We start from the raw sequence: 24,654 nt of genomic DNA, 5'->3' as shown, positions 1-24,654 counted from the left end.
AACCGGCAGGATAGGTAGTATCAAGTAGTAGTCAATATGGAGGTTGTAAGAAATGAAACAATTTGAACTTGGAAAGTATAAAGGATTAAATATCGGAAGCTTTGATGTATCAGTTAAAGAGGAAGAGCTTGATGAAGCAATTAACTATATTCTTAAATCTTTGGACGAAATCCAGGTCGAGAAAAGGAATGAGCCAATCGAAACAGGGGATACTGTAATCATTAATATTGTTGGAACAGAAACGGGTATGCCTTATCCGAAAGTGAAAGAAGATGGTTTACAATTCAAGGTGGGTGACGATAATGTTTTGCCGGAGTTCTCAGCTAAGCTGCTCAGACAGAAAATGGGCGACACTGTAGTTTTTGATACGACAATACAACCTGTCTTAATTGAATTTCAAGCCTTATGGGGGCTCGAGATCACATTCTCCATCGAAATTGTTAAAGTATTTGTGATTGAAAAGCCGAAATTGACAGAGGAAACCATACAAGAGATTGAGCCAAAGGTAAAAACGCTGCAGGAATTTGAAAAAATGCTGGAAAATAAAATTCTTATAGAAAAAAGGACCAGAGCACATGTGGCTAATATTAATAAAGTGATGGCCGCTCTGGCAGAACAATGCAAGTATGAATTCGATGAAGAAATCTTGAATCAAAAAGCAGAGGATTTATATTTGAAATTTACCAGAGAGCTTAAGGAATTTCACAATACAGAACTCATGGTTTACTTACTGCAAAGAAAGATATCTGCCGACGAGTTATTGATTGAGTGCAAGGAAGAGGCTGCGAGAAAAATTCTCAGAGAGAAAATTTTGGACGCTGTAATTCAAGCAGAAGGAATTCAAGTTACTGTCAAAGAAATTAATGATTTAAAAGAACAATGGATGAAAAACCTGAAAAATGAGCAACCCGCTGATCTGACGAATGATATCGATGCTCTAGAGAACCAATATTTGCGCAAAAAAGCTATGGATTTTTTAGTAAATACTAATTTAGTTAGATAGTATTTTTGTTTAGACTATTATTCTGGGGGTGATAGTCATGTATTTTGATAATTTAGCGGTACGTTTGGAGTGGATAGATCCACCTGTAGATGAAATTCTCTTTAACTTCGTTAAAAGGAAAAATAACAAAGAGGTATTCAAAAAGGGTGCAACCATATTTCATGAAGGGGATGTCGTATATTATGCGTGTCTAGTCACCAAAGGATGGGTAGCTTATTGTCTAAATAGTATCTGTGGGGAATCAAGAATTGCTTGTCTGGCAGGTCCCGGAAGAATCTTCGGCTTAGCACCGGCCTTTTGTCAACTGCCAATTAACATAAGTATTAAAGTTCTTGAAGACTGCGAAACCTATAAGGTGTCCCGGGACGATCTGATTCAAGGAATGCTTGCGGATATTAATTTGGGAATAGAAATAGTATCCACTGTTACGATGAGATTGATGTGCGCTTTTGAAGGAGCTAATATATTTTCTTCCTTGTCATCTCCAAAAGAAAAGCTAATCTATTATTTCGTGTCACTGATTCAGTCCGGGGAATATAAAGAGCATGACGATTGGTATGAGTTAACTGTCAATTTGTCTCATGCGCGAATAGCAGAAATTATTGGTACCACGAGGGTTACGGTATGTCGAATGTTCCATTATTACAAAAACGTAGGCAAGCTAAAGAATGACAATAATAAAATTTATGTTCACAAAGGAATAATCATGGAAGACTATGAAAAAATAGGTGTTTATAGATAGTGGGTTTGTTTGATTATTAATGGTGGCTTCAGCGAAATGAACTTGTGTCGTACCCTCTGGGCGCGTCACAAGTTTTTTTATTTGCATTGATCTTACACCAATAAAAATTTAGCCAAAATTAATTTAACAACTGTGCTGCTGAGCATAGTGGCAATAATTTGAGAAAAGTATAATGAAAACGAAATCATGATTTTATATTAAGGAAGGAGAAATTACATGGCAAACAATGTAAGCAGAAGGTCTTTTTTCAAAACATCACTTATGGGTACTGTGGCTGTTGCCGTGGCAACGGCGGCAGCGGCAAAGGAGACTTTTAACCCATTCGTGGCTGAAGCGGCGGACATGGTAGCTCCGATCAAGGAAACCTCGGAATTTCCTTACATCGTCGATCCAAAATATCAACGTTTTCCGGGAAATAAGATTTACTATCAAAGGGTATTCGATACCGAAGAAAACAAGACGCCAATGAAATTTGTGCATGATGATGTTTCCGAAATCACAGGGAAAAAAGATACCGGAAAAGACCTACCGCGGATTAATGCCGAGAAGCTTGGAATTAAAGGGCGTAATGCAACCGTTAGCGAAACGGGAGTAATTTTTTTCTCTCAACATGATGGTACTGTTCTGCCGCTGCGCCAGAAAGAATTAGGCTGGCGCGCATTGGACGTCGCCTTGTGTACAGCGGCTTGGTCAGTGGAATATAATTACAACGGATTTACGGCGCCTGGTAGTGGTCCGGCAGGTGTGATTGCACATTATCCCATTAATCCCGAAACGAATGAAATGGCGAAAGAACCTGTGGTTATTCAAGGAATGTTTAATTGGGATAATTCCAAAGCTGAAGAAAGGCGGAGTCAGGGAAGGCAATGGAAATTCAATTCTGCGGACGAGGCCAGTCTGATTATGAAAAAGGCAGCCCGCTTTCTGGGAGCGGATTTAGCCGGTATTGCACCCTATGACGATCGGTGGACTTATGCCAACTGGAGCAGACCAAAAGCCCGACCGTTCAAAATGCCTAATGGCAGAACCGTTTATGCTCCGTTTAATATCGAAAAATTTCTTAAAAATCAGGAAGTGGAAGTTTTCGGATTGAGTGTTTTCGAAGCAGACTGGGAAAAGTATGCCGGCTTTAAGCCAAAATCCGTTATTGCCATGGCTTTCGAAATGGATTACGAAGCATACCGCACGGCCCCGTCGGTCCTTCACAGCGCCGCACCGGGCAAAGCTTACTCGAACATGGGAGAAGTGGCGTATAAGCTCGCAACTTTTTTGAGAGAGATAGGGTACAATGCGATTCCGTCGGGAAATGACACCGGGCTGAGCGTTCCTATTGCGGTTCAAGCCGGTCTCGGGGAAGCAGGGAGAAACGGACAGTTAGTTACTCAAAAATTCGGCCCCCGGGTACGTATCGCTAAAGTTTATACGGATTTGGAGCTTACTCCTGACAAGCCAAGAAGTTTCGGTGTACGTGAGTTCTGCCGCTTGTGCCTGAAATGCGCGGATGCTTGCCCGGCGCAAGCCATCTCTCACGAGAAAGAAGCAAGGATTCTGCAGCCCGAGGATTGCGGCCCGTCGGAGAATCCCTACACATCAAAGTGGGAAGTTGACGCTCAACGTTGCAACTCTTTTTGGGCCTATAACGGTGGAGATTGCGGAAACTGCATCTCAGTCTGTTCCTGGAATAAAATTGATCAATGGCAGCATGACGTAGCGAGAATTGCCACCCAAATTCCTTTGGTTCAAGATGCGGCCCGTAAATTTGACGAGTGGTTCGGCTATAATGGCCCAGTAAATCCTGAAGAACGGATTGAGTCAGGCTATGTCGCCAATATGGTCAAAGATTTCTGGAAGGATACCGAACCGACAAAATAAAGGAGGAAGACCAATATGACAACAATTTCTGGTGTAATCGTATGGGCTATTCTAGGCATGTTGCTGTTGCTTATTCAATACGGTATTTGGCTGTATTTAAAGGGGAAAGGGAGAAACACGATTGGTCTGCAAATCGGTGGTTTTATTGCAAACTTCCTGCTAATATTTACTTTGGCTTGGGCATATTCCAGTTTTATGGAACGTGAATATCAAGCGATCGCAATGGGCTTTATCTTCTTTGGCGGTGCAACGCTGGTTCCGGCTGTAATTACGTATAGATTATCGAATCGTTCGCTAAAGAGGAGCAAAGAGAATTCTACAACTACCTCGGTCTAGATAAATTGAAGGAATAAAATGTTTGAAAAATACGCCGGCCACTTATCCGTTTGGCTTAGTGGCTTGCGTACTTTATTGCGTCTATGAAGTATTTATTCCCAAAAACAGCGAAGGATGAAAAAAGATGGCTAAAAAGAGAGACCTGGAATCCTGCTATCTGATCGTACTATTCATAACTGCAATCGCGGCGATCTTTTACGATATCTTTTGGACGAGTAAGACCGTTGATTACGAGGCGGTTATTCAGCAGAACATTCCTGGTGTCACATCTATTGAGAAAATGATCGGGGCCCAACGTGCTTATCAAGTTGATACTGCAGGAGAGAAGTATTATGCCGTTTGTGACTTGGCCGTAGGCTATCAATCACGCATAGAAGCCATGACCATCGTCAACCAAGAAGGCTTCGTGGAAAAAGTCATGATTACCCAGCAGGGCGAGACCCCCATCTTCTTTGCAAGACTTTATACCGGAAAATTGTTTGATCAATTTAAGAACCTCTCCGTCAAAGAACCCATTTATCTTGGAGGAGCCTCAGGATATTCCGGTTATCTGGATGAAAGACAAACCAATAATTACATTGACCGGGTAACCGGTTCTACCGTATCGTCTCATGCTGTAGCTGAAGCTGTCAACAAAGGAACTGCGTATATCGCATCCAAATTCTTTCATACGCGCTGGAGCAATCCCTATGACAGTTACCAATTTAACCGACAGGATTTTGCCATGATAATGGTCTATATCATCGCACTCGCTGCAGCCTTCATCAAGAAACTTGTGCGGTTACGGATTTGGATACTTTTAGCAGCATTTGGTGTTATGGGTTTTTTCGTAAAAGAATTTGTGGCAGCCAGTAATTTGTTCTCCTTAATAACGCTGCAAATACCGGGCTTGACCAATATAGGATGGTACGTACTTATGGTTGGAGCCTTGAGCTTTATTGTGCTCTTAGGTAAGAATATTTACTGTGCGTGGATCTGCCCTTTTGGAGCAGCCCAGGAGGTTATTAATAAAGCTGCAGGCTTTAAATCCCTGGGGATTTCCCCGCAAGTCACCAGGAAATTGAAGCTGGCTGCGCCGACCATCCTATGGGCTGCCATCATGCTTGGAAGCTTCTTAGGCGACTATGGAACATTGGACTACCAGCCGTTTAGTGCATTCTTCCTATTTAAAGCCGTATGGGTCATGTGGTTAATGCTGCCGGTATTTATTTTCATCAGTCTGTTTATCAGCCGGTTTTATTGTCAATTCTTCTGTCCAGTCGGCTTTATACTCAACTTACTCAATCGATGGCGGAATAATGGGGTGAGAGTATGGAAACAAATAGGGGACCGAATATGCAACCAAAGATGGAACCGAATATGGAACCAATGGAAAAGCAACAAAGCCTAAAAATAAAAGATCTGTTATTTATAGCTTTAATACTGATACTAGGAGCAGCTCACATTATCGTAATGCTTCAATCAGTCGGTATTATCCGAGCGGATCGTTAAAAATTTCCGGAAGGGGAGATATCTTAAGTGGCAGACAACATGGACGTTAGAGACGGGATAAACCAATTTGAACTTGGACAGTACAAAGGATTAAATGTCAATCGTTTTGATGTATCCGTCAAAGAAGAAGAACTTAATGAAGCACTCAATTATGTTCGGAAATCAATGGATGAAATCCAGGTCGAGAAAAGTAATGAACCAATCGAACCCGGAGATTACGTCATCGTAAACTTTGAGGGAACAGAAAATGGTATGACAGTCCCCAAATTTAGGGAGAGAGGCTTTAAGTTCAGATTAGGTGACGAGAACGTCTTACAGGATTTCTCCGCCAACCTGCTTGGCAAGAAGATGGGTGAAACAGTGATATTTGAAACCACGATACAACCTGTTTTACTGGAATACCAAGCCTTATGGGGGCAGCAAATCACCTTTTCCGTCGAGATTGTAAAAGTATATTGTATGAAAGAGTCGGAATTGACAGACGATATGATCCGGGAAATTGACCCGCGAGTAAAAACGTTACAGGAATTAAAAGAATTATTATCAGCAGAGATCAATCAAGAGAAAAAAGCAATAGCACGCGCAGCCAACATCGAAAAAGTGTTTCAAGCTCTGGCGGATGGAAGCAGGTATGAATTCGATAGAGAGACCTTAAATCAAGCAGCAGAGAATTTATACCGGAAATTTGCCAAGGAGCTTAAAGACGTCCACGACATGGAACTCATTCATTACTTAATGCAAAGGAAGATAACGGCCGATGAGTTGCTGGCTGAGTGTAAAGAAGAGGCTGCCAAAATAATTCTGGGAGAGAGAATTTTGGATGCAGTGATTCAAGCGGAAGGGATTCGGCTTACTAGTGAAGAAATGAAGCAGGCAAAAGAACAGTTTAAGAAAAGCCGGCAAGATGATCAGGAAGCCGGTCTGTCCGAAGAGCTAAAGATGTTGGAGACCCAACTTTTGAGAAGAGCAGCTATGGATTTTTTGCTGGAGGAGAATTTGGCAAGACCATAATCCTTTTAAATTAATACGTTTGGGGGGCTGAGGTAACATGTATATCTCCAATTCGCTTGTGTATTTACAGTGGATTGAACGGCCGGTTAAAGACATTGTTATCAAACATGCTTCAAGTAATGGAACTAAGGTATCATTTAAAAAGGGTACCATCATCATTCCGGAAGGGAGTGTGGTGGAACATGCGTATGTTGTCATTAAAGGATGGGCTGCATATTATCTGAATAATCTCTGTGGAGAAGAAAGAATTGCCTCTTTAGTAGGCCCTGGAAGGGTTTTTGGCTTAGGACCGGCATTCGATCAGCTTCCGGTTGCTGTAAGCATTCACGCTATCGAAGATTGCGAGGCGTATAAGGTTTCCCGAAAAGATTTGATTCAGGCCATGCTTGAGGACATCAATTTAGGAATTGAAATGGTATCCATTGTAACATTGAGATTGAGGTCAATTTTAGAAGGGGAAAATATATTTTCTTCTTTGTCAACTCCCAATCAGAGGTTAATCTATTATTTTGTTTCCTTGCTCCAATCCGGGGAACAAAAGAAACACGGGAACGGGGATTGGTATGAGCTGCCGGTAAACTTGTCCCATGAGCGAATAGGAGAGATTATCAGTGCCTCTCGGAGTACGGTATGCCGAATGATCAGCCAGTATAAACATACAGGGAAACTTAAAACTGTCAGAAATAGGCTTTTTATTAACAGGGGACTTGTAGAAGAATACGGGGTAATAGAAATTGATGGTTCGACAGATACTCGGCTACTAACCAAAATTAAAGATTAAGTAGCTAAAGTAGTACTTGTGTTTAGAGCAGATATATGGTTATAGATTCAGACCCCTTGAGCAAAAATCAAATCCTAAAATAGTATCTTTTTATTGTTTGGGACTTGAAGAGATAGTTTCTGATTTTTGAACAACTGTTCTATTATATAGTTGCAACATTTTTTTTGTAACCATATGGTTTGCGTTACTTAACAAGTCCATTACTGCACCTATCGGGCATAAGAAATTGCACCAGAACCTATAGCTAAATACCGCTATTACCAACACGATGATAAGTTCTATCCAATCAAATCCTGTTCCTTTGAAGCCAAATACTGTTCCAAACGGTTCAATATTTCCTGAAGCCGGATTGTTATTGATTATTACTAGAAGAATACCAAGCCATAGCAAGAAATAACGTGTTACTTTAAAGATTTTGGCAATTTTTAAACGGTATTTTACCCCACAAAGTTTATTGATTATTTCCTGCAAACCGCCAAAGGGGCAAACCCAAAAGCAATAAATATTTTTTCCTGTGAATAATGGCAAACCAATTCCTGTGAATAAAATTAAATACCATAAAAAATTTTCCCGTATTGAAGGAAAGAAACCTAACATCGCGCCTGTCAAATATTGCATAGAAATTGGACGATCGAGCCAAAAGCCAAGCACTATCATACTACAAAGAATAATTGGAAATCGAAGATTTAATTTCCTTTTAAAGAGAAGATTCAATTGCTTAGTGAAGAAAGAAAAAATAATAGCACAAATAAATATCAACATTACGGCAGCTTCTGCTGCTCCAAAATTCCATGGTTCACTTATTTCTTTGACTTCAAGGTTCAGATCCTTTTTGCCGACAGCATGGGATGCGTTGCGAATAGCTTTAGCTATCGCTTTTGAGGAGATGGTGGCACCTGAGACTCCGTTAAGGTCTATTCCCAGAACAAAAGGGGAGGTTACTTTTACATCCTTGAATTTATCCAAATAACCTTTACTTAGGACTTCTTCTAAATAAGAAGGGGTTTCTTTTTGTTCGGCAATAATTGTGCTAATAATTTGTCCGTTTAAATCTATACCTACTGCAATCTTCAGAGGACCACCATAACCATTGGCTTCTCCAAAAGCTACAAAACCAATCTCTTTTTGATTTGAATCTTTTGCCGAAAAAGTTAAAGGGTCTGAGGAGCTTTTTTCGAATTCTTCTGCTTGCGGATAAGCTTGCTTTAATACCCCAGCATATTGTTTGGCGTTATTTGTGTTTTCATTCGTTTTTTGTTTGTCTGAAATAAACCAAGCTCCAAGTAGAGCAATAATTGCCAGAAATATTATTATCTTTTTAACCAGCAAATAATTTTTCATTTTCTACATCTCCAGAGAGGTAGGGGAAGTGCGCTTTTCAAAGTAACACTTCCCCTATGACTATTGTTTATTTTGGGTCTTTAATTAAAGTTCAAAAGGTTTCTTTGCACCATATCCCAAAGTTTTATCCACGAAGACCAGAAAACGATCAAGAGGTGAGGCATGTTCTATGACCGAAGGTGTTATGTCATGGAACCAAGCTGTTCCTTTTACCTTATTGTACGGACACACTCCTATGCAAACACTGCAAGATGAACGATTTATTCTCCAAAAGTCAAAACATTTTCTTCCGTCGACAGGCCATCTGACGACACCGGGGCGGTTGGATATGTTGAGTGTTTCAGCTGTTTGTTCACCTGAGCTAATACAACCGTTAGGACAATTTTCCGCGCATTTTTTGCAGACATCGCAGAATGCTTTAACGCCCATATCCACAGGCTTATCTGGCATCAGAGGTGCGTCGGTAAGTACGGCACATAACCGTACCCGGGGACCGAATTTAGGCGTAATCAGCAATCCGTTTCTTCCTAATTCGCCCATACCGGCTTCAAGTGCGGCAGGAATTGTTGGCATCGTATCATTACCAATAGGGATAGCCGGATATCCTAAACCTCGGATGAACCTAGCCAGTGAGTCTGCAATTTCCACCATGTTAGAGTAGCCCAGTCCGGCGCTTGCTGAAGCACTGTAGGTTTTTAGATCACGAATTGGGTCATTTTTCATCTCGATCGCCGCTACTACAGCATACTTAAACTGTGCAGGATCTTTTGGCCAAGGCTTACTTGTCTTTTCTTTAAAGTTAAAGTATTGTGAATAAATCCAATTGGGGTCTAATTTGGCAATACCTACATCAAATGCACCAAGAAATAAGCCGGCGTTCTTGACCTTTCGGCTAAATACCTCAGGCTCTGCCTGAAAAGCATTTGGAGCTATCGTATCATCCCAAATCATGGGGTTATCAGTATTTTTAGTAGTAACTGTATTATAGGCTTCGGAGACTTTTTCATCCATGGTAATGACGGCATCGTCCCACCGCATTAAAGGTGATTGGGCGGAAACTCCAAAAGCGTTCATAAATGCCCCGTTATTATGCACGTGCCATGCAGCCAAGTTCATAGCCATGTATTCGTGCTCATCTTTTACACTAAAATCGCGAGCCTGTAAAGTTTTTCTCCAGGCGTTGTATTCAGCATCCCAAAACTTGCGGGCGAACATGGTATTCTTCTGATTGAAACGGCCATAATCCTTAGTCAACTCGTAAACTGGTTTGTCTACGGTTTTAGCCTGGGCTTCTTCCGGTGCTATCAAGACAGGAACGCTTAAGGCTGCTCCAGCCACTAGTGCTGTTTTCAAGAAATTTCTTCTTGAAGTCTTCATGCCACTTCCCCCTTTTTCTCCATGTTGATCGGGTTCTTTTTGCCCGGATTAAGCATTTTCCTGAGAAGGGGCAGTAATACCAGCATGATGGCTATTATAGCCGCTCCCATGATTGTGGCTGCTCTTGTTTCATGTTCAGCAATACTGAGACAGACAATATCAATTGCCAAAAAGGCAAGCGCATACCAAATGACAAAAACTCCCCATTGATACCATTTTAAAATAATTCCTTTTTCCTTTAAGCGCTTGTTGAATGTTTGGGCGACAAAGAAAGTAAACGCTCCTGCCGCCATCCAGATTAACCACACAAAAATCACTCTCCCTTTTTTCTTCACCTGCTAGTGATTACAGGCACTTAATCGTTTTATTTACCTTTTTGTTAGATACCCCCTTTAGACATTGAGATTTTGTTTTGTGATGAAAGACTATAGCTCTAAGGATAGCAAAATAATAAAAGAAAACATATTGCCCAGACAACAGGGTTTTTGTTATCTGGGTTACATATTTTCTTTATCTTTGAAGATATCCGTAATTTGTCAATCTTAAACATTTAAAAATGTTTTCAACAATAGTTTAACAAATGTGTTCCTAGACACAGAGACAATAATTTAGGATAGCCTACAATAAAAAATGGATTAATAATTCCATATTAAGGGAGGAGAGACTACATGGCGCACAATGTAAGCAGAAGATCTTTTTTCAAAACATCGTTCATGGGTGCCGTAGCTGTTGCAGTTGCATCCGCTGCAGCGGCGAAAGAAACTTTTAACCCATTGACAGCTGAAGCGGCAGAGATCGTAGCTCCAATCAAAGAGACCTCGGAATTTCCTTACACCGTGGATGCAAAATACCAACGTTTGCCCGGAAACAAGCTCTTATACCAAAGGGTCTTTGATCCGGAGGAAAACAAATCCCCACTTAAATTTAAGCATGACGATGTTTCTAAAATCACAGGAAAAAAAGATACCGGGAAAGAACTTCCCAGAATTAACGCTGAGACGCTAGGAATTAAAGGACGTGATGCAACCCTTACTGAAACGGGAGGTATTTTTTTCTCCCATCATGACGGTACGGTTTTACCACTGCGCAAGGATGAGTTGGGATGGCGTGAACTGGAAGTAGCATTGGATGTGGCAGCCTGGTCCGTAGAATATAAATTCAATGGATTCACCGCACCCGGGAGCGGCCCGGGCGGCGTCATTGCGCATTATCCGTTTAACCCTGCAACCAATGAATCTGGGACAGAACCGGTGGTTATCCAGGGTATGTATTCTTGGGACAATTCCAAAGTTGTGGAGAGACGTGGTCAAGGGCGGCAATGGAAATTCGATTCAGGTGAAGAGGCCAGTAGAATTGTGAAAAAAGCAGCCCGCTTCCTGGGGGCAGATCTGGTCGGCATTGCGCCCTATGATGATCGCTGGACCTATTCAACCTGGTCTCGGCCAAACCTTAAACCGTTCAAATTACCGGATGGCAGGACTGAATTTTTCCCGACGGATCCTTATAAATTTATGAAAGGGGAAGTAGAGACCTTCGGGCAAACCGTTTTTGATGCGGATTGGGAAAAATATGCCGGTTTCCAACCAAAATCTGTTGTTACGATGGTTTTTGAGATGGATTACGAAGCATACCGCACGGCCCCCTCCATCCTACACAGCGCTGCGCCGGGTAAATCTTACTCGAACATGGGAGAAGTGGCCTTCAAAGTGGCAAACTTTTTAAGAGAGATTGGATACTATGCAATTCCGTCGGGAAATGATACCGGAATGAGTATTCCAATTGCAGTCCAAGCCGGTCTGGGAGAGGTAGGAAGAGCTGGACAGCTAATCACCCAAAAATACGGGCCCCGGCTGCGTATCGCCAAGGTCTATACGGATTTGGAACTCGTCCCTGATAAGCCAAGAAGTTTTGGAGTACGTGAATTTTGCCGCCTCTGTATGAAATGTGCGGATGCTTGTCCGTCACAGGCCATCTCTCACGAGAAAGAAGCACGGGTTTTGCAGCCCGAGGATTGTGGTCCGTCGGAAAATCCTTACACGGAAAAATGGCATGTCGACTCTCATCGCTGTCTCTCTTTCTTTGCCTATAACGGTGGAGATTGCGGAAACTGTATCTCGGTCTGTTCCTGGAATAAAATCGATCAATGGCAGCATGATGTGGCGAGAATTGCGACCCAAATTCCTTTGGTTCAAGATGCGGCCCGCAAGTTTGACGAGTGGTTTGGCTATAATGGCCCCGTAAATCCTGAAGAACGGATTGAGTCTGGCTATGTTGCGAACATGGTGAAAGATTTCTGGAAGGATACCGAACCGACAAAATAAAGGAGGGAAACTAAAATGAAAATTGCGAATGACTTTGTTTGGATGTTTTTCGGTATGTTAATGCTCTTTATTCAATTTGGTATTTGGCAGTATTCAAAAAGCAAAGTAAAAAATACAATCCCTATACAGCTTTGTGGTTTTCTTGCGAACTTCTTCTTTATATTTACTCTGGCCTGGGGTTATGCTAGCCTTCTTGAGCACGAATACCAGGCTGCCTCAATGGGTTTTGTCTTTTTTGGCGGTGCAACGCTCATCCCGGGTATTATTACGTATAGACTATTAAACCGCTCAGAAAAAAAGAGCAAAGAGAATTCTGCAACTACCTCAGTCTAGATAAATGAAGGAATAAGATGCTTTTAAAATACGCCAGCCACTTATCCATTTGGCATAGTGGCTTGCGTACTTTATTACGTCTTTGCGTATTTATTCTCAATAACAGCGAAGGATGAAAAAAGATGGCTAGTAAAAAGAGAGACCTGGAGTCTTACTATTTGACTATACTATTCATAACTGCAATAGCGGCGATCTTTTACGGTATCTTTTGGACGAGTAAAACCATTGATTACGAGGCGGTTATTCAGCAGAACGTTCCTGGTGCCACATCTATTGAGAAAATCATAGGAACCCAACGTGCTTATCAAGTTGATGCTGCAGGAGAGAAGTATTATGCCGTTTGTGACTCCGCAGTAGGATATCAATCCCGCATAGAAGCCATGACCATCATCAACCAAGAAGGTTTGGTGGAAAAAGTGATCATTACCCAGCAGGGTGAGACTCCCATCTTTTTTGAGAGACTCTATACCGGAAAATTGTTTGATCAATTTAAGAATCTCTCCGTCAAAGAACCTATTTATTTAGGAGGGGCTTCAGGATATTCTGGTTATCTGGATGAAAGACAAACCAATAATTACATTGACCGGGTAACCGGTTCCACGGTATCGTCTCATGCGGTAGCCGAGGCTGTCAACAAAGGGACTGCCTATGTAGCATCGCAATTCTTTCATACGCGCTGGAGCAATCCTTATGACACTTATCAATTTAACCGGCAGGATTTCGCGATGATAATGATCTATATCATCGCGCTCGCTGCAGCTTTGATCAAGAAACTCGTGCGGCTCCGGGTTTGGATACTTTTAGCAGCATTTGGTGTTATGGGATTTTTCGTAAAAGAATTCGTGGCAGCTAGTAATTTATTCTCATTAATAACGCTGCAAATACCCGGTTTGACCAATGTGGGATGGTACGTCCTTATTGTTGGATCTTTGGGCTTCATTGTTCTTTTAGGAAAGAACATTTACTGTGCATGGATTTGCCCTTTCGGAGCAGCCCAGGAGGTCATTAATAAAGCAGCAGGTTTTAAATCCCTGGGGATTTCCCCGCAAGTCACCAAGAAATTGAAGCTGGCTGCGCCGACCATCCTATGGGTGGCCATCATGCTTGGAACCTTCTTAGGGGACTATGGGACATTGGATTACCAGCCGTTTAGTGCATTCTTCCTGTTTAAAGCCGTATGGGTCATGTGGTTAATGCTGCCGGTATTTATTTTCATTAGTCTGTTTATCAGCCGGTTTTATTGTCAATTCTTCTGTCCAGTCGGCTTTATACTCAACTTACTCAATCGTTGGCGGAATAACGGGGTGAGAGTATGGAAACAAATGTGGAACCGAATAGGGAATCAAAGATGGAACCAATGGAAAAGCGACAAAGCCTGAAAATAAAAGATCTGTTATTTATAGCTTTAATACTGATACTGGGAGCAGCTCACGTGATTGTAATGCTTCAATCAATTGGCATTATCCGGGCCGATCGCTGAATATTTTCAGAAGGGGAGGATGTCCTAAGTGACAGTCAACATGGAGGTTAGAGACGGAATGAAACAATTTGAACTTGGACAGTACAAAGGATTAAATGTCAATCGTTTTGATGTATCCGTCAAAGAAGAAGAAATTAATGAAGCCATCAATTATGTTCGGAAATCAATGGACGAAATCCAGGTCGAGAAAAGTAATGAACCAATCGAACCCGGAGATTACGTCATCGTAAACTTTGAGGGAACAGAAAATGGTATGACAGTCCCCAAATTTAGGGAGAGAGGCTTTAAGTTCAGATTAGGTGACGAGAACGTCTTACAGGATTTCTCCGCCAACCTGCTTGGCAAGAAGATGGGTGAAACAGTGATATTTGAAACCACGATACAACCTGTCTTACTGGAATACCAAGCCTTATGGGGGCAGCGTATCACCTTTTCCGTCGAGATTGTAAAAGTATATCGTATGAAAGAGCCGGAATTGACAGACGACACTATCCGGGAAATTGATCCACGAGTAAAAACATTACAGGAATTAAAAGAATTATTATCAGCAGAGATCAATCAAGAGAAAAAAGCAATAGCACGCGCAGCCAACATCGAAAAAGTGTTTCAAGCTCTGGCCGATGGAAGCAAGTATGAATTCGATGAAGAGACCTTAAAACAAGCAGCAGAGAATTTATACCGGAAATTTGCCGAGGAGCTTAAAGACGTCCACGACATGGAACTCATTCATTACTTAATGCAAAGGAAGATAACGGCCGATGAGTTGCTGGCTGAGTGTAAAGAAGAGGCTGCCAAAATAATTCTGGGAGAAAAAATCTTGGATGCAGTGATTCAAGCGGAAGGGATTCGGCTTACTAGTGAAGAAATGAAGCAGGTAAAAGAACAGTTTAAGAAAAGCCGGCAAGATGATCAGGAAGCCGGTCTGTCCGGAGAGCTAAAGATGATGGAGACCCAACTTTTGAGAAGAGCAGCTATGGATTTTTTGCTGGAGGAGAATTTGGCAAAAGGATAGTGTCAATGAGGTATTCTTCCATCTTACTATGTATAGAATTAGGAGAAGCAGCTTAAAGCTGCTTCTTGCCTTTTTGATTGTATTCAACATTTTCTACATTTGTATGCTGGATAACATACAGAATTCTTATTCTATGTTAATATTGATTCAAAAGATAAGATCTTTGTCCAATTGTATAGCAGTTTATAGTTTAATCATTTATAAAGGAGTATAATAATTTAAATTTATTGTCTAAATTTAATGATGTCATATTTGCGGGAGAATAAAAGTATGGAAAAAATAGCAAATAATTATGGGGCCTTACCGAATCATTTTTATCCGATGAAAAAGCTGCAAAATTATATTAACATGGGTGTTGTCCGTGAATATCGTAAAGGGGATTCCATTGTTTTGCCCGGAGAGTTAATAGATAGAATCGTCTATGTGCTTTCCGGAAAACTAAGTATAAGTTTTCTTAATGAAGATGGACGAAAAAAAATAATGTTCTATGCGGGCCCTTATACCTTTTCCGACAGATTATTCCCAGTTGATCCCTGTTTTGTTCATGTTGTTTCCGTAGAGGACAGCACAGTATGTTTTTTCTCCAAAGAACAACTTTCAGAAATCTTCCAGATGGATAAAGAAATGATTTTTGAATTCATTACATCCTATTCGTCGAAATGTAGTTATTTTATGCGGGAAACCCATGAGATGGCCCTTTATAGCCCATCAGCCCGGGTCTTGCGTTTACTTTATGATCTTTGTCTTAATCAGGGGAAATTGGTTGATGGCGTTTATCAAATTGACGTTAAATTATCCCAAAAGTCTATCTCAGAGATGACAGGTATTCACTATGTGACTATCTGCAAACTATTTGGATATCTAAGAAAAGAAAATATTTTGCATAAAACCACAAATAAGATCACAGTCTTTGACTTGCAAGGACTTAAAAATTTAATTAATGACTGGATGAAAATAAAATGATATCATGATAGTTTGTTATTAAGAGAAAGCAGTAATTCTAAATCCCTGCTTTCTCTTTTTTGACATAGAAAATATTTTTAGAAAGATTATGAACAGATAGAGCAGGTAATGAAAAAATTCTGAAGTAGCCGTAGAAATAGACGCAGTCAAAGTTACTGTAAAATTGAAGTGAAGTTTGAAATAGTAGCAATATAGCCAGGACTAAAAAATAACGGTAAAATAGCCATGGCTATTTTTTTAGGTCAATTATTCAATTATAATTAATAATGAGAATGAGAATAATAATTTAGCCTTGTTGTCTTGCCTAAGGCGTCCATCAAATCTCGCAGTATGGAGGGATAAAAAAATGGATCAACTTCTTAAAAGTTATATCCTGCCAGATACATTTTATCCTATCAGTAAACTTTTAGATTATTGCCATTTAGGATTCATACGTAACTATGGAAAGGGAGAGATCGTAGTATTTCCTGATGAAATACTGGATAGGGCAATATATGTAATCTCTGGGAGATTTAATGTTTATACGATCGTGGATGAGGGCAGGGAAATATTAATGTACACTGCCGGGCGGCATAGTCTTATGAATAGATTGTTTAAATCTGAAGAAGATGGAATTCAGATTGTTGCGATTGAGGATAGTAAGGTATGCTTTTTCACTAAAGAGCAACTGCTTCTAATCTTTAAACAAGACGAACAAATAATTTTTGATTTCTTTAGAAATATTAGTGCCAAGGCATTATATTTTTTAAAACATTTCACTGAAATGAAGCAATATGCCCCTTCTGTAAGGGTCTTACGATTGTTTTATGAACTTTACAAATCGAACGGAGAATCTAATATTGATCATTGGGAAATAAAAATAGCTTTGTCCAATAAAATGATTTCTGAAATAACCGGGATTCATTATGTTACAGTCAGTAAGATACTTGCAAGTTTAAGAAAAGAAAAAATTTTAATAAAAAAAAGAAAGGTAATTATTATTTATGATTTAGAAAAATTAAAAGAGATGATTGATGTGGGAATATCTTACTAATTGCTATTAAGAACTGCTTTTCTCAGTAATATGCTAAAGCAGTTTTTTTATTTTCATCTTCAGGGCGGCTTGCCAGTAGCCCACTAGGAGTATTAGCAAAACAGTCGGTTATTTCTTAAATAGATGCCCCTTCTATAGGTTAAATTGTTACTGTAGGCAATTCCATCTGGAATTGGCGAGCAAAGCAAAGTCAAAATATTGTTAAAAGCAGTGATCGCTAAATACGCCAAGAAGTAGGGCTATATACAATATTAGTATAGTAACTCGGAATCATGGATAACTAGTTTGATAAGACTGAGTTGAGAGTTTCCGAGAATCTACTGTCAGTCAATAAAAGGAGGTGAAAAAAGCCATGAGTATTTTTTTGATTTTCTTGTTTGGGATTCTATTTTTAGCCGGAATCTTATGTATTAAACCACGTGCCACAAAAGAGGTCATGTGGAAGACCGTGCTTGTTTGGGCTTTATATGGTATTGGCAACGCAGTCTTATGGATGGGAATCTCTTTTGTTTACATCAATGCCAGTGTCGGCCACGCTAAGGCAACAAGTACAGCTATCTTCTTATTTGGAGGAATTGCGGTAGTCGTTGCTGTGATCCTGGCACGTATGTTGGGTTTCATCGGCAACAAAAAAGTAAATGACAACAAGTCGGTACAGGCATGAAAGGAGTAAAAGGGATGCTAGATTCCATTGAAAGTAAAAACAATCCTGAAAAAAAAATTCAGGTGAACCGTCGCGGCTTCCTGAAAACAGGTGTGGCGGTAGCTGCCATGGGTGCCCTTGGAGCGATAAAGGCCCCCTCTAAGATTGCTGAAGCTGCAACTGTAACCAACTACGACTTTATTGCGGGGAATAAAGGTCAATGGTCAAAATTGAGGCCTGAACCTAATTACGGGGGTGCTTCTGTCAGTTATGCAGAGTATAATGACCAGTGGCTTGGGACATCGAAAATCGTTGGTACTGTGAAAAATACCAGTGAAAAAGATATGGGATTTTCGCTGTCTGCTCAAGGGCTTTTAGGGGCAAAGTCACAGGGTGGGCTTTTTCAACCAAGATATCCACTGGGTAGCGCTTTAGGCTTTGCAGTACATGCTATGGCCGATGAAAAAATGGTTGATGGTGTACCCAAACAAAACAAACTTCCAATACCTGACCCTGAGCAAATGAGCAAGCATATTAAGGATTTGGCTTATTATCTGAGAGCTGATGAAGTCGGAATCGGAAAAATGCCTGAATACGCTTATTATTCTGCTCAAATGGATCCCGGACTTTTCGGCGGTGGATTTAAGCTTCCCGTCGGAGAAAAACCGGTTACCGAGAGGATGCCTTATGTGATTGTTGTCGCGGTTGAGCAGCATTTGGAAACTTTTTTAGCGTCAACTGGATATGATGGAATCTCCAATAGCCAATCTACCCGGTGTTATCACGCTACAGCTAACATTGCCGTAATAATGGCTCAATACATCAGAGAATTGGGTTATCATGCCAGAGCATCTCATTATACCAATTATATAGCAGTTATGGGGCCTTGTCTAATAGCTGCAGGGATGGGGGAGCTTACCCGGACAGGAGACTGTGTAGCCCATCCTCGCATGGGATTCCGCAACAAGGTAGCGGCTATTACCACGGATTTGCCTTTGGTGCCGGATAAACCGATTGACTTTGGAATGCTAGATTTTTGCAGAGTATGCAATAAATGTGCGGAGAATTGCCCGAACGGAGCGATTACAACTGATCGTGACATGGTCGAGTATAACGGCTATATGCGTTGGAACAGCGATTTCAAAAAATGTACAATATTTAGAACATCAAATGAAGAAGGATATATGTGCGGGCGCTGTATTAAAGTATGCCCATGGAGTTCCAAGGAGGATTCGTGGTTCCATGAGGCCGGTGTTTGGATCGGCAGCCACGGAGAGTCTTCTGCACGCTTATTAAAAAGTATCGATGATATGTTTGGTTATGGTACTGAAATGGTCGATAAATATAAATGGTGGATAGAATATCCGGAAATGTATAAAATTAAAATGTAAAATCATTATTCCAAATGAATTTATGAGATTGGTTCAGCGGTGCCTGCAGAAGGCGCCGCTGAAAATTTTATTCTAGAAATGGGCGGTATATTTATCTTAAAAAATGATTTATTTGAGTATTGATTAGTGACTATCATAAAATAATTTTTTCATTTTATAAAATGAGAATCGCATTAATATAGCATGAAGAATGCCAAGAATCAGGCATTTCTTCATGCTATATTTGGCTTAAAATGAAATATGTGTTCGCATATCCATGTGAATAATAACACAGAAGATTTCAATATTATGCTTTATATTGTTAACGAATGGCGTATGAGGTAAAAAAACATATGCCAAATAAAAATAAAAGGGGATACGTATAATGAAACTTAACTATCTGTCTAATATGACAACAAAGCAAGTTAGGAATTTAAAAGAAAAAACAAACATTGCCCTATTTCCAATGGGTCCATGCGAAGTTCATGGGACACATCTGCCAATGATGGTTGATGTAGTTAGCGCTAACGAAATGACTGAACGGGCTGCCCAGAAATTGAAAGACAAAGGTATTGAAACATTAATAGCTCCCACACTTCATTATACTTTAGCTGATATTGCGAACTCATTTGATGGCAATATCACTCTGAAATTTGAAACTGTTGCTAATATTGTAGAAGACGTTTGTCTTGGCTTAGCCAAATGGGGCTTTAATAAAATAGTCATTATATGCGCTCATGGCGAACCTCAAAATAACGAAGCGATCAAAGAAGGAATCAAAAGAGCTTCACTGAAAAAAGATGGATTAAATGTTAAGGTATCCGCGTGGTTTCATCATGGACTGCCTAGAATGAGTTCAGTATGCAAAGGAGAACATCCGGAATGGGATTTTCATGCCGGAGAATGGGAAACGGGTTTAATTTTACTTAAATATCCCGAATTAGTGGATCAGGAAGAATTAATTAAGCTAAAACCTAATTATGAGGCAGAACATCTCTTTGAGAGAATTTCTGCTGGTAAAAACGACTGGAAAGATGTAGGCGCCCCGTTGGCATATTTAGGCGATCCACAAATCGCTACGAAAGAAACCGGTGACAAGGTATACGATATTTTCTCCGACATTGTAGTTGAAGAGGTACTTGAACTAATCAAATAAATTTTTTTTACCTGATGGTAGCCAATTATTATGTGCATAGTAACACAGAAGATTTTAATATGATGCTTTATATTATTAGCGAATGGCGCATGAAATAAAAATAGTTCCGCAATGAGGGAGGTGAAAAAAGCTATGGGTACTGTATTGATTTTTTTTGCTGGGATATTATTTTTAGCTGGAATTTTGTTTATTAAACCACATGCAAAAAAGGATGTCATGTGGAAGACCGTGCTTGTTTGGGCTTTATACGTTATTGGGAGCATTGTCTTATGGATGGGGATCTCCTTTGTTTACATTAATGCCGCTGTCGGTCACGCCAAGGCAACAAGTACAGCCATCTTCTTATTTGGAGGAATCGCAGTTGTAATTGCCGTGATTCTAGCGCGCCTGCTAGGATTTATCGGTACTAAAAAAGTAAAAGACAGTGAATCGGTATCAGCATGAAAGGAGGTAAAAAGAAATGACAGATTCTTTAGAAAGTAAAAATACTCCGGAAAAAAGATTTCCGGTAAGCCGTCGCGGCTTCTTGAAAACAGGAGCGGCTGCAGCTGCAATGGGAGTACTTGGCGCGATCAAAGCGCCCTCAAAAATAGCTGAAGCTGCGGTAAGCAACTACGAATACATTACCCCCAAAAAAGGACAATGGTCTAAGTTGAAACCCGAGCCTAATTATGGAGGCGCTTCCGTCAGCTTCGCAGAGTACAATGACCAATGGCTTGGCACATCCAAAATTGTCGGGACGGTAAAGAAGTTTAAAGAAAAAGAAATGGGATTTGCGTTAGTTGCCCAAGGTCTTTTAGGACCCAAAGCACAGGCGGGGTTCTATACGATCGGTATTAGACACCCGCTGAGTGATGCGCTTGGCTGGGCTATTTCCCCCATATTCGGAGAAAACATCGTTGATGGTCAGCCCAAAAAGGAAAAACTTCCGATACCTGATCCCGAGCAAATGTCCATGCATATTAAGGATGTTGCTTATTATCTAAGAGCTGATGAAGTTGGAATCGGGAAAATGCCTGAATACGGTTATTACTCTGATAAAATGAATCCCCCGATGATGGGAATTATCGGCGGTATGGTTCCAAGGGGAACTCCTCTTCAAGATGTACCCTTTACGGAGAAGATGCCTTATGTCATCGTTGTTGCGGTTGAGCAGCATTTAGAGACTTACTTGGCCTCAACCGGATATGACGGAATTTCAGATTCCCAATCTTTCCGGTGTTATCATGCGACCGCCAACATTTCTATAATTATGGCTAAATACATCAGAGAGCTTGGATACCACGCCAGAGCACACCATTTTGGCAACTATGGTGCCGTAATGGCGCCCTGCTTAATCGCTGCAGGGATGGGGGAACTTACTCGGACAGGGGACTGTGTAGCCCATCCGCGCATGGGGTTCCGCAACAAAGTGGCAGCGATCACCACGGACTTGCCTTTGGTCCCGGATAAACCGATTGATTTCGGAATGGCGGATTTCTGCCGTGTGTGCAATAAGTGCTCCGATAATTGTCCTTCCCAAGCTATCACGCGTGATAAGGACATGGTTGAATATAACGGCTATTTGCGTTGGAACAGCGATTTCAAAAAGTGTGCACAATTTAGGGCAAGCAATGATCAAGGAGTTAGCTGCGGCGTTTGTATTAAAGTTTGTCCATGGAGCTCCAAGGAAAGTTCATGGTTTCATGAGGCCGGAATCTGGATCGGAAGCAAAGGAGAAGCTGCCTCAAGCCTCTTAAAAGGTATCGACGATATGTTTGGTTATGGCACAGAGATTGTCGATAAATATAAATGGTGGTTGGAATGGCCGGAAATGTATAAGTTCAAATATTAATCCAACAAGTATAGGTAAAAAATTTCCAGCGTCGCCTTTGTAAGGGTCGCTGGAAATTTTTTGGCGTCTTTAACTTTTTCTTGGGATGTTGCAGACTTGCACAACAAAAAATATTTAAAATATGAGTAGTATTTACTAATGAAAATATATATAAATGTATATACAATACAACTTAAAAGAAGATAACGTTATCAATTTTTCGGCAATAATTTTTTTAAATTAATAGGTTAACATTATATTAATAATTTTTAAATACTGGAGGTAAATTAAAATGAATTTGTCGCTATTAACACAGAAAATTGGAGAACTTGATGAAGAAAAAGTAGTTGAAATGCTGAATGACTTTGTTAACACAAATCCCAGTCCAGATGAAACAAAAAAGGTGGTAGCTGCTTGTCAGAGCGGGATGTCAGTAGTTGGAGATTTTTTTGAAAAGGGGGAATACTTTGTCGGTGATTTGATCTTTGCCGGGGAGTTGTTAACCAGTGCAATTGATATTTTAAAGCCGGTTATGGACACCCAAAATGCTGGAACTGTCGGTTCAATGGTGCTTGGAACTGTTGCAGGCGACTTGCATGACATTGGAAAAAACATTTTTAAGAGCATGGCTGAAGCAGCTGGTTTTAAAGTATACGACCTGGGTATCGATCAATCTGCAGGTGAATTTGTAAAAAAAGTAAAAGAAGTAAATCCTACAATTGTTGGTTTAAGCGGTGTTTTGACTTTGGCATTGGAATCGATGAAAAATATTGTTGAGGCTTTAGAAGAAGCGGGATTACGCAACAATGTTAAAGTTATTATCGGTGGAAACCCTGTAACGAAGGAAGCTTGTGAAACAATTTGCGCTGATGCATTTACCTCGAATGCAGCAGAAGGTGTAAAAATATGCCAGAAGTGGGTGGGTTAATCGTAAGGGTTATGTGATAACCGCCAAATCAGTATCAGAGGAAAACCCGCAACGAAGAAAACTTGTGAATAAATAGCACAGGAGGATCTAGTATGAGTGATAAAATGAAATTGTATGATGAGCGTGTCAAAAGGCTCAAAGATGCCATCGAATTAAGAGAACCGGATAGGGTTCCTATTTATGGTCTGGTTGATAATTGGGCTCTTTCTTATTATGGGACAACCTTAGAAGAAGCATTAAAAGATGTAGAACTTGAATACAAAGCTTATTCCAAGGCCTTAACAGATTTTCCCTTTGACGGTGCACTCGCTTCACGCGTAACCTTTCCCCTTAATTTTGTGTATTCCTTAGGCGGCGGAATTTTTAACAATGCGACGGAAACCATTCAAATCGCCACCGGTCATTCGGAAATTATGGCAGTAGAAGAGTATGATGAGCTTATTGCCGATCCGATGAAATTTATCCGCGACAAAATTCTTCCTAGAAAACATAAGATTTTCCAAGAGGGGACGCTAGAAGAAAAGTTTGCGAAATATGCCAATTCGCTTTCCATCTTCTTCAAATTTGGTCAAACAACAAAGATGTTGGCGGATAGGTTTAAAACTGAACATGGACTTCCGATAACTAACGCGGGTGTAAACCATTTTATGCCCGGTGATATGATAATGGACTATTTAAGGGATTTCAAAGGGATTATGAGGGATATTAAAAAATGTCCTGATAAAGTGGCTGAAGCCTGCATGGCAATGGTCGACCCTATGGTAAAAGACACATTTGGAAAAATGCGTACTGTTTCTGATGACAAATATGTTCATTTATATCTGCATTTGCCGCAATTTATCAGAGCGAAAGAGTTTGAAAAGGTTTACTGGCCATCCTTTAAAAAATATGTTGAAGCAGTTGCAGCAAGAGGTGTCAAGATTCTCATTCTATTTGAAAAGAATTGGGAACATTTGTACGAGTACATCCAGGAGCTTCCAAAAGGATCGGTTATTGGATTCTTTGAAGAAGACGATCTCAGAAAAGCGAAGAAAGCCTTAGGAAAAACGATGTGTATTGCCGGTGGCTTACGGACAAACGACCTGTACTACGGAACAAAGGAAAAATGTATCGAAGTTGCCAAGGGATTAATCGATGATTTGGCTCCGGGCGGCGGATTTGTCTTTGCACCGGACAAAGTTTTGGCAACCAAAAATGATGCCAAGGCAGAAAATTTAAAAGCTGTTACGGAATTTATTGTGGAATATGGCTCTAAGTAATAGAAACTTCCATCTGTTATCTGAAAATAAATATGGAACCCTAAAGAATAGGAGGGTGTTCTTAAGATGAGTGACATGGAAATGATCTTTAAAATGGCAAGGGAAAGAATTTTATCACAGTTTCTTAATTCAGATCAGGAAAAAGATGGGGTTGAGTTGGCTTTAACGCTGCTCATGCTCTATTCATAGGTCTGACGTTACCAAGAAGTAAAATGTTATATCACTGGGGGCTGTATCACAACTTAGCCCCAATGAAGGACGTCAATAATGAACTGAACCCCAAAATCTGGACAGAATATAATTAAGCTGCGCTGGAGGACTGGATCCTGTATTGAACAGGACTCAGTCCTTTCAATTTGCTTTTAATCCTTTTGGTATTGTAGTATTCT

General features: G+C 40.5%; 24 protein-coding genes. 20 read left to right on the top strand and 4 right to left on the bottom strand.

All coding sequences use genetic code 11. The features are described 5' to 3' along the window. Positions 1-52 precede the first annotated feature (52 nt). The 7 genes from NC238_09375 (at position 53) to NC238_09345 (ending at position 7,236) form a co-directional block, all read left to right on the top strand. Entirely contained in the window at positions 53-1,003 is a 951-nt protein-coding gene (locus NC238_09375; protein ID MCM1566137.1) for a trigger factor, read from the top strand. Positions 1,004-1,040: 37 nt separating this feature from the next. Further along, positions 1,041-1,745, top strand: a complete 705-nt coding sequence (locus tag NC238_09370) for a Crp/Fnr family transcriptional regulator (GenBank protein MCM1566136.1) — start codon at positions 1,041-1,043, stop codon at positions 1,743-1,745. Between the two features lie 216 nt (positions 1,746-1,961). Beyond that, the gene (locus NC238_09365; protein ID MCM1566135.1) at positions 1,962-3,617 is read left to right on the top strand and encodes a reductive dehalogenase; all 1,656 of its coding nucleotides are present in this window, start codon (positions 1,962-1,964) and stop codon (positions 3,615-3,617) included. A 15-nt stretch (positions 3,618-3,632) separates the two neighbouring features. Continuing rightward, positions 3,633-3,953, top strand: coding sequence for a tetrachloroethene dehalogenase (locus NC238_09360; GenBank protein MCM1566134.1), 321 nt, complete (start codon positions 3,633-3,635; stop codon positions 3,951-3,953). 124 nt (positions 3,954-4,077) lie between these two features. After that, a complete protein-coding gene (locus NC238_09355; protein MCM1566133.1) occupies positions 4,078-5,343 on the top strand; it encodes a 4Fe-4S binding protein in 1,266 nt (421 codons plus the stop codon). A gap of 128 nt (positions 5,344-5,471) precedes the next feature. Continuing rightward, positions 5,472-6,455 (top strand): trigger factor, encoded by a 984-nt coding sequence (locus NC238_09350; GenBank protein MCM1566132.1) that lies wholly within the window; start codon positions 5,472-5,474, stop codon positions 6,453-6,455. A 37-nt stretch (positions 6,456-6,492) separates the two neighbouring features. Next, positions 6,493-7,236 carry a Crp/Fnr family transcriptional regulator gene (locus tag NC238_09345; protein MCM1566131.1) on the top strand — a complete coding sequence of 248 codons (744 nt, stop codon included), beginning with the start codon at positions 6,493-6,495 and terminating at the stop codon, positions 7,234-7,236. Positions 7,237-7,326: 90 nt separating this feature from the next. On the opposite strand, the gene NC238_09340 is transcribed toward NC238_09345, so the two are convergent. From NC238_09340 to NC238_09330, 3 genes are all read right to left on the bottom strand, one after another. Continuing rightward, positions 7,327-8,577 (bottom strand): 4Fe-4S binding protein, encoded by a 1,251-nt coding sequence (locus NC238_09340; GenBank protein ID MCM1566130.1) that lies wholly within the window; start codon positions 8,575-8,577, stop codon positions 7,327-7,329. 84 nt (positions 8,578-8,661) lie between these two features. Continuing rightward, on the bottom strand, positions 8,662-9,954 hold the full coding sequence (locus NC238_09335) for a reductive dehalogenase (GenBank protein MCM1566129.1): 1,293 nt from the start codon (positions 9,952-9,954) through the stop codon (positions 8,662-8,664). After that, on the bottom strand, positions 9,951-10,262 hold the full coding sequence (locus tag NC238_09330) for a hypothetical protein (GenBank protein ID MCM1566128.1): 312 nt from the start codon (positions 10,260-10,262) through the stop codon (positions 9,951-9,953). Before NC238_09330 ends, NC238_09335 begins: the two co-directional genes overlap by 4 nt. A gap of 360 nt (positions 10,263-10,622) precedes the next feature. On the opposite strand from NC238_09330, the gene NC238_09325 reads away from it, so the two are divergent. From NC238_09325 to NC238_09265, 13 genes are all read left to right on the top strand, one after another. Next, entirely contained in the window at positions 10,623-12,275 is a 1,653-nt protein-coding gene (locus NC238_09325) for a reductive dehalogenase (protein ID MCM1566127.1), read from the top strand. Positions 12,276-12,290: 15 nt separating this feature from the next. Beyond that, positions 12,291-12,608 carry a tetrachloroethene dehalogenase gene (locus tag NC238_09320; protein MCM1566126.1) on the top strand — a complete coding sequence of 106 codons (318 nt, stop codon included), beginning with the start codon at positions 12,291-12,293 and terminating at the stop codon, positions 12,606-12,608. Between the two features lie 122 nt (positions 12,609-12,730). Next, positions 12,731-13,987: a 4Fe-4S binding protein gene (locus tag NC238_09315; GenBank protein MCM1566125.1), complete on the top strand. Its 1,257-nt coding sequence runs from the start codon at positions 12,731-12,733 to the stop codon at positions 13,985-13,987. Positions 13,988-14,146: 159 nt separating this feature from the next. Beyond that, complete coding sequence (locus NC238_09310; GenBank protein MCM1566124.1) at positions 14,147-15,100, top strand: trigger factor; 954 nt, start codon at positions 14,147-14,149, stop codon at positions 15,098-15,100. Positions 15,101-15,370: 270 nt separating this feature from the next. Further along, complete coding sequence (locus NC238_09305; GenBank protein ID MCM1566123.1) at positions 15,371-16,063, top strand: Crp/Fnr family transcriptional regulator; 693 nt, start codon at positions 15,371-15,373, stop codon at positions 16,061-16,063. Between the two features lie 346 nt (positions 16,064-16,409). After that, entirely contained in the window at positions 16,410-17,096 is a 687-nt protein-coding gene (locus NC238_09300; GenBank protein ID MCM1566122.1) for a Crp/Fnr family transcriptional regulator, read from the top strand. Between the two features lie 352 nt (positions 17,097-17,448). Then, positions 17,449-17,760, top strand: a complete 312-nt coding sequence (locus NC238_09295) for a dehalogenase (protein ID MCM1566121.1) — start codon at positions 17,449-17,451, stop codon at positions 17,758-17,760. A gap of 14 nt (positions 17,761-17,774) precedes the next feature. After that, positions 17,775-19,130, top strand: a complete 1,356-nt coding sequence (locus tag NC238_09290; GenBank protein ID MCM1566120.1) for a reductive dehalogenase — start codon at positions 17,775-17,777, stop codon at positions 19,128-19,130. Between the two features lie 364 nt (positions 19,131-19,494). Continuing rightward, positions 19,495-20,265, top strand: a complete 771-nt coding sequence (locus NC238_09285) for a creatininase family protein (protein MCM1566119.1) — start codon at positions 19,495-19,497, stop codon at positions 20,263-20,265. A gap of 132 nt (positions 20,266-20,397) precedes the next feature. Further along, positions 20,398-20,709: a dehalogenase gene (locus NC238_09280; GenBank protein ID MCM1566118.1), complete on the top strand. Its 312-nt coding sequence runs from the start codon at positions 20,398-20,400 to the stop codon at positions 20,707-20,709. Between the two features lie 16 nt (positions 20,710-20,725). After that, a complete protein-coding gene (locus NC238_09275; GenBank protein ID MCM1566117.1) occupies positions 20,726-22,099 on the top strand; it encodes a reductive dehalogenase in 1,374 nt (457 codons plus the stop codon). Positions 22,100-22,370: 271 nt separating this feature from the next. Then, positions 22,371-23,006, top strand: a complete 636-nt coding sequence (locus tag NC238_09270) for a cobalamin-dependent protein (protein MCM1566116.1) — start codon at positions 22,371-22,373, stop codon at positions 23,004-23,006. A 92-nt stretch (positions 23,007-23,098) separates the two neighbouring features. Further along, positions 23,099-24,265, top strand: a complete 1,167-nt coding sequence (locus tag NC238_09265) for a hypothetical protein (protein MCM1566115.1) — start codon at positions 23,099-23,101, stop codon at positions 24,263-24,265. Between the two features lie 301 nt (positions 24,266-24,566). On the opposite strand, the gene NC238_09260 is transcribed toward NC238_09265, so the two are convergent. Continuing rightward, positions 24,567-24,654, bottom strand: an 88-nt coding sequence (locus tag NC238_09260) for an IS3 family transposase (GenBank protein MCM1566114.1), incomplete at its 5' end; no start/stop codon positions are given.

Origin of the sequence: Dehalobacter sp., assembly GCA_023667845.1 — a bacterium.
Lineage (GTDB): Bacteria > Bacillota > Desulfitobacteriia > Desulfitobacteriales > Syntrophobotulaceae > Dehalobacter.
The sequence above is the reverse complement of the archived record's forward strand: the minus strand, read 5'-3'. Positions and strand labels throughout refer to the sequence as shown.

Bases quoted from the DNA above. Each gene is read 5' to 3' on its own strand.
- NC238_09375 (MCM1566137.1), top strand. From the start codon at position 53: ATGAAACAATTTGAACTTGGAAAGTATAAAGGATTAAATATCGGAAGC.
- NC238_09320 (MCM1566126.1), top strand. From the start codon at position 12,291: ATGAAAATTGCGAATGACTTTGTTTGGATGTTTTTCGGTATGTTAATG.
- NC238_09305 (MCM1566123.1), top strand. From the start codon at position 15,371: ATGGAAAAAATAGCAAATAATTATGGGGCCTTACCGAATCATTTTTAT.
- NC238_09290 (MCM1566120.1), top strand. From the start codon at position 17,775: ATGCTAGATTCCATTGAAAGTAAAAACAATCCTGAAAAAAAAATTCAG.
- NC238_09295 (MCM1566121.1), top strand. From the start codon at position 17,449: ATGAGTATTTTTTTGATTTTCTTGTTTGGGATTCTATTTTTAGCCGGA.
- NC238_09275 (MCM1566117.1), top strand. From the start codon at position 20,726: ATGACAGATTCTTTAGAAAGTAAAAATACTCCGGAAAAAAGATTTCCG.
- NC238_09270 (MCM1566116.1), top strand. From the start codon at position 22,371: ATGAATTTGTCGCTATTAACACAGAAAATTGGAGAACTTGATGAAGAA.
- NC238_09365 (MCM1566135.1), top strand. From the start codon at position 1,962: ATGGCAAACAATGTAAGCAGAAGGTCTTTTTTCAAAACATCACTTATG.
- NC238_09370 (MCM1566136.1), top strand. From the start codon at position 1,041: ATGTATTTTGATAATTTAGCGGTACGTTTGGAGTGGATAGATCCACCT.
- NC238_09280 (MCM1566118.1), top strand. From the start codon at position 20,398: ATGGGTACTGTATTGATTTTTTTTGCTGGGATATTATTTTTAGCTGGA.
- NC238_09345 (MCM1566131.1), top strand. From the start codon at position 6,493: ATGTATATCTCCAATTCGCTTGTGTATTTACAGTGGATTGAACGGCCG.
- NC238_09265 (MCM1566115.1), top strand. From the start codon at position 23,099: ATGAGTGATAAAATGAAATTGTATGATGAGCGTGTCAAAAGGCTCAAA.
- NC238_09310 (MCM1566124.1), top strand. From the start codon at position 14,147: ATGAAACAATTTGAACTTGGACAGTACAAAGGATTAAATGTCAATCGT.
- NC238_09315 (MCM1566125.1), top strand. From the start codon at position 12,731: ATGGCTAGTAAAAAGAGAGACCTGGAGTCTTACTATTTGACTATACTA.
- NC238_09355 (MCM1566133.1), top strand. From the start codon at position 4,078: ATGGCTAAAAAGAGAGACCTGGAATCCTGCTATCTGATCGTACTATTC.
- NC238_09325 (MCM1566127.1), top strand. From the start codon at position 10,623: ATGGCGCACAATGTAAGCAGAAGATCTTTTTTCAAAACATCGTTCATG.
- NC238_09300 (MCM1566122.1), top strand. From the start codon at position 16,410: ATGGATCAACTTCTTAAAAGTTATATCCTGCCAGATACATTTTATCCT.
- NC238_09335 (MCM1566129.1), bottom strand. From the start codon at position 9,954: ATGAAGACTTCAAGAAGAAATTTCTTGAAAACAGCACTAGTGGCTGGA.
- NC238_09285 (MCM1566119.1), top strand. From the start codon at position 19,495: ATGAAACTTAACTATCTGTCTAATATGACAACAAAGCAAGTTAGGAAT.
- NC238_09360 (MCM1566134.1), top strand. From the start codon at position 3,633: ATGACAACAATTTCTGGTGTAATCGTATGGGCTATTCTAGGCATGTTG.
- NC238_09340 (MCM1566130.1), bottom strand. From the start codon at position 8,577: ATGAAAAATTATTTGCTGGTTAAAAAGATAATAATATTTCTGGCAATT.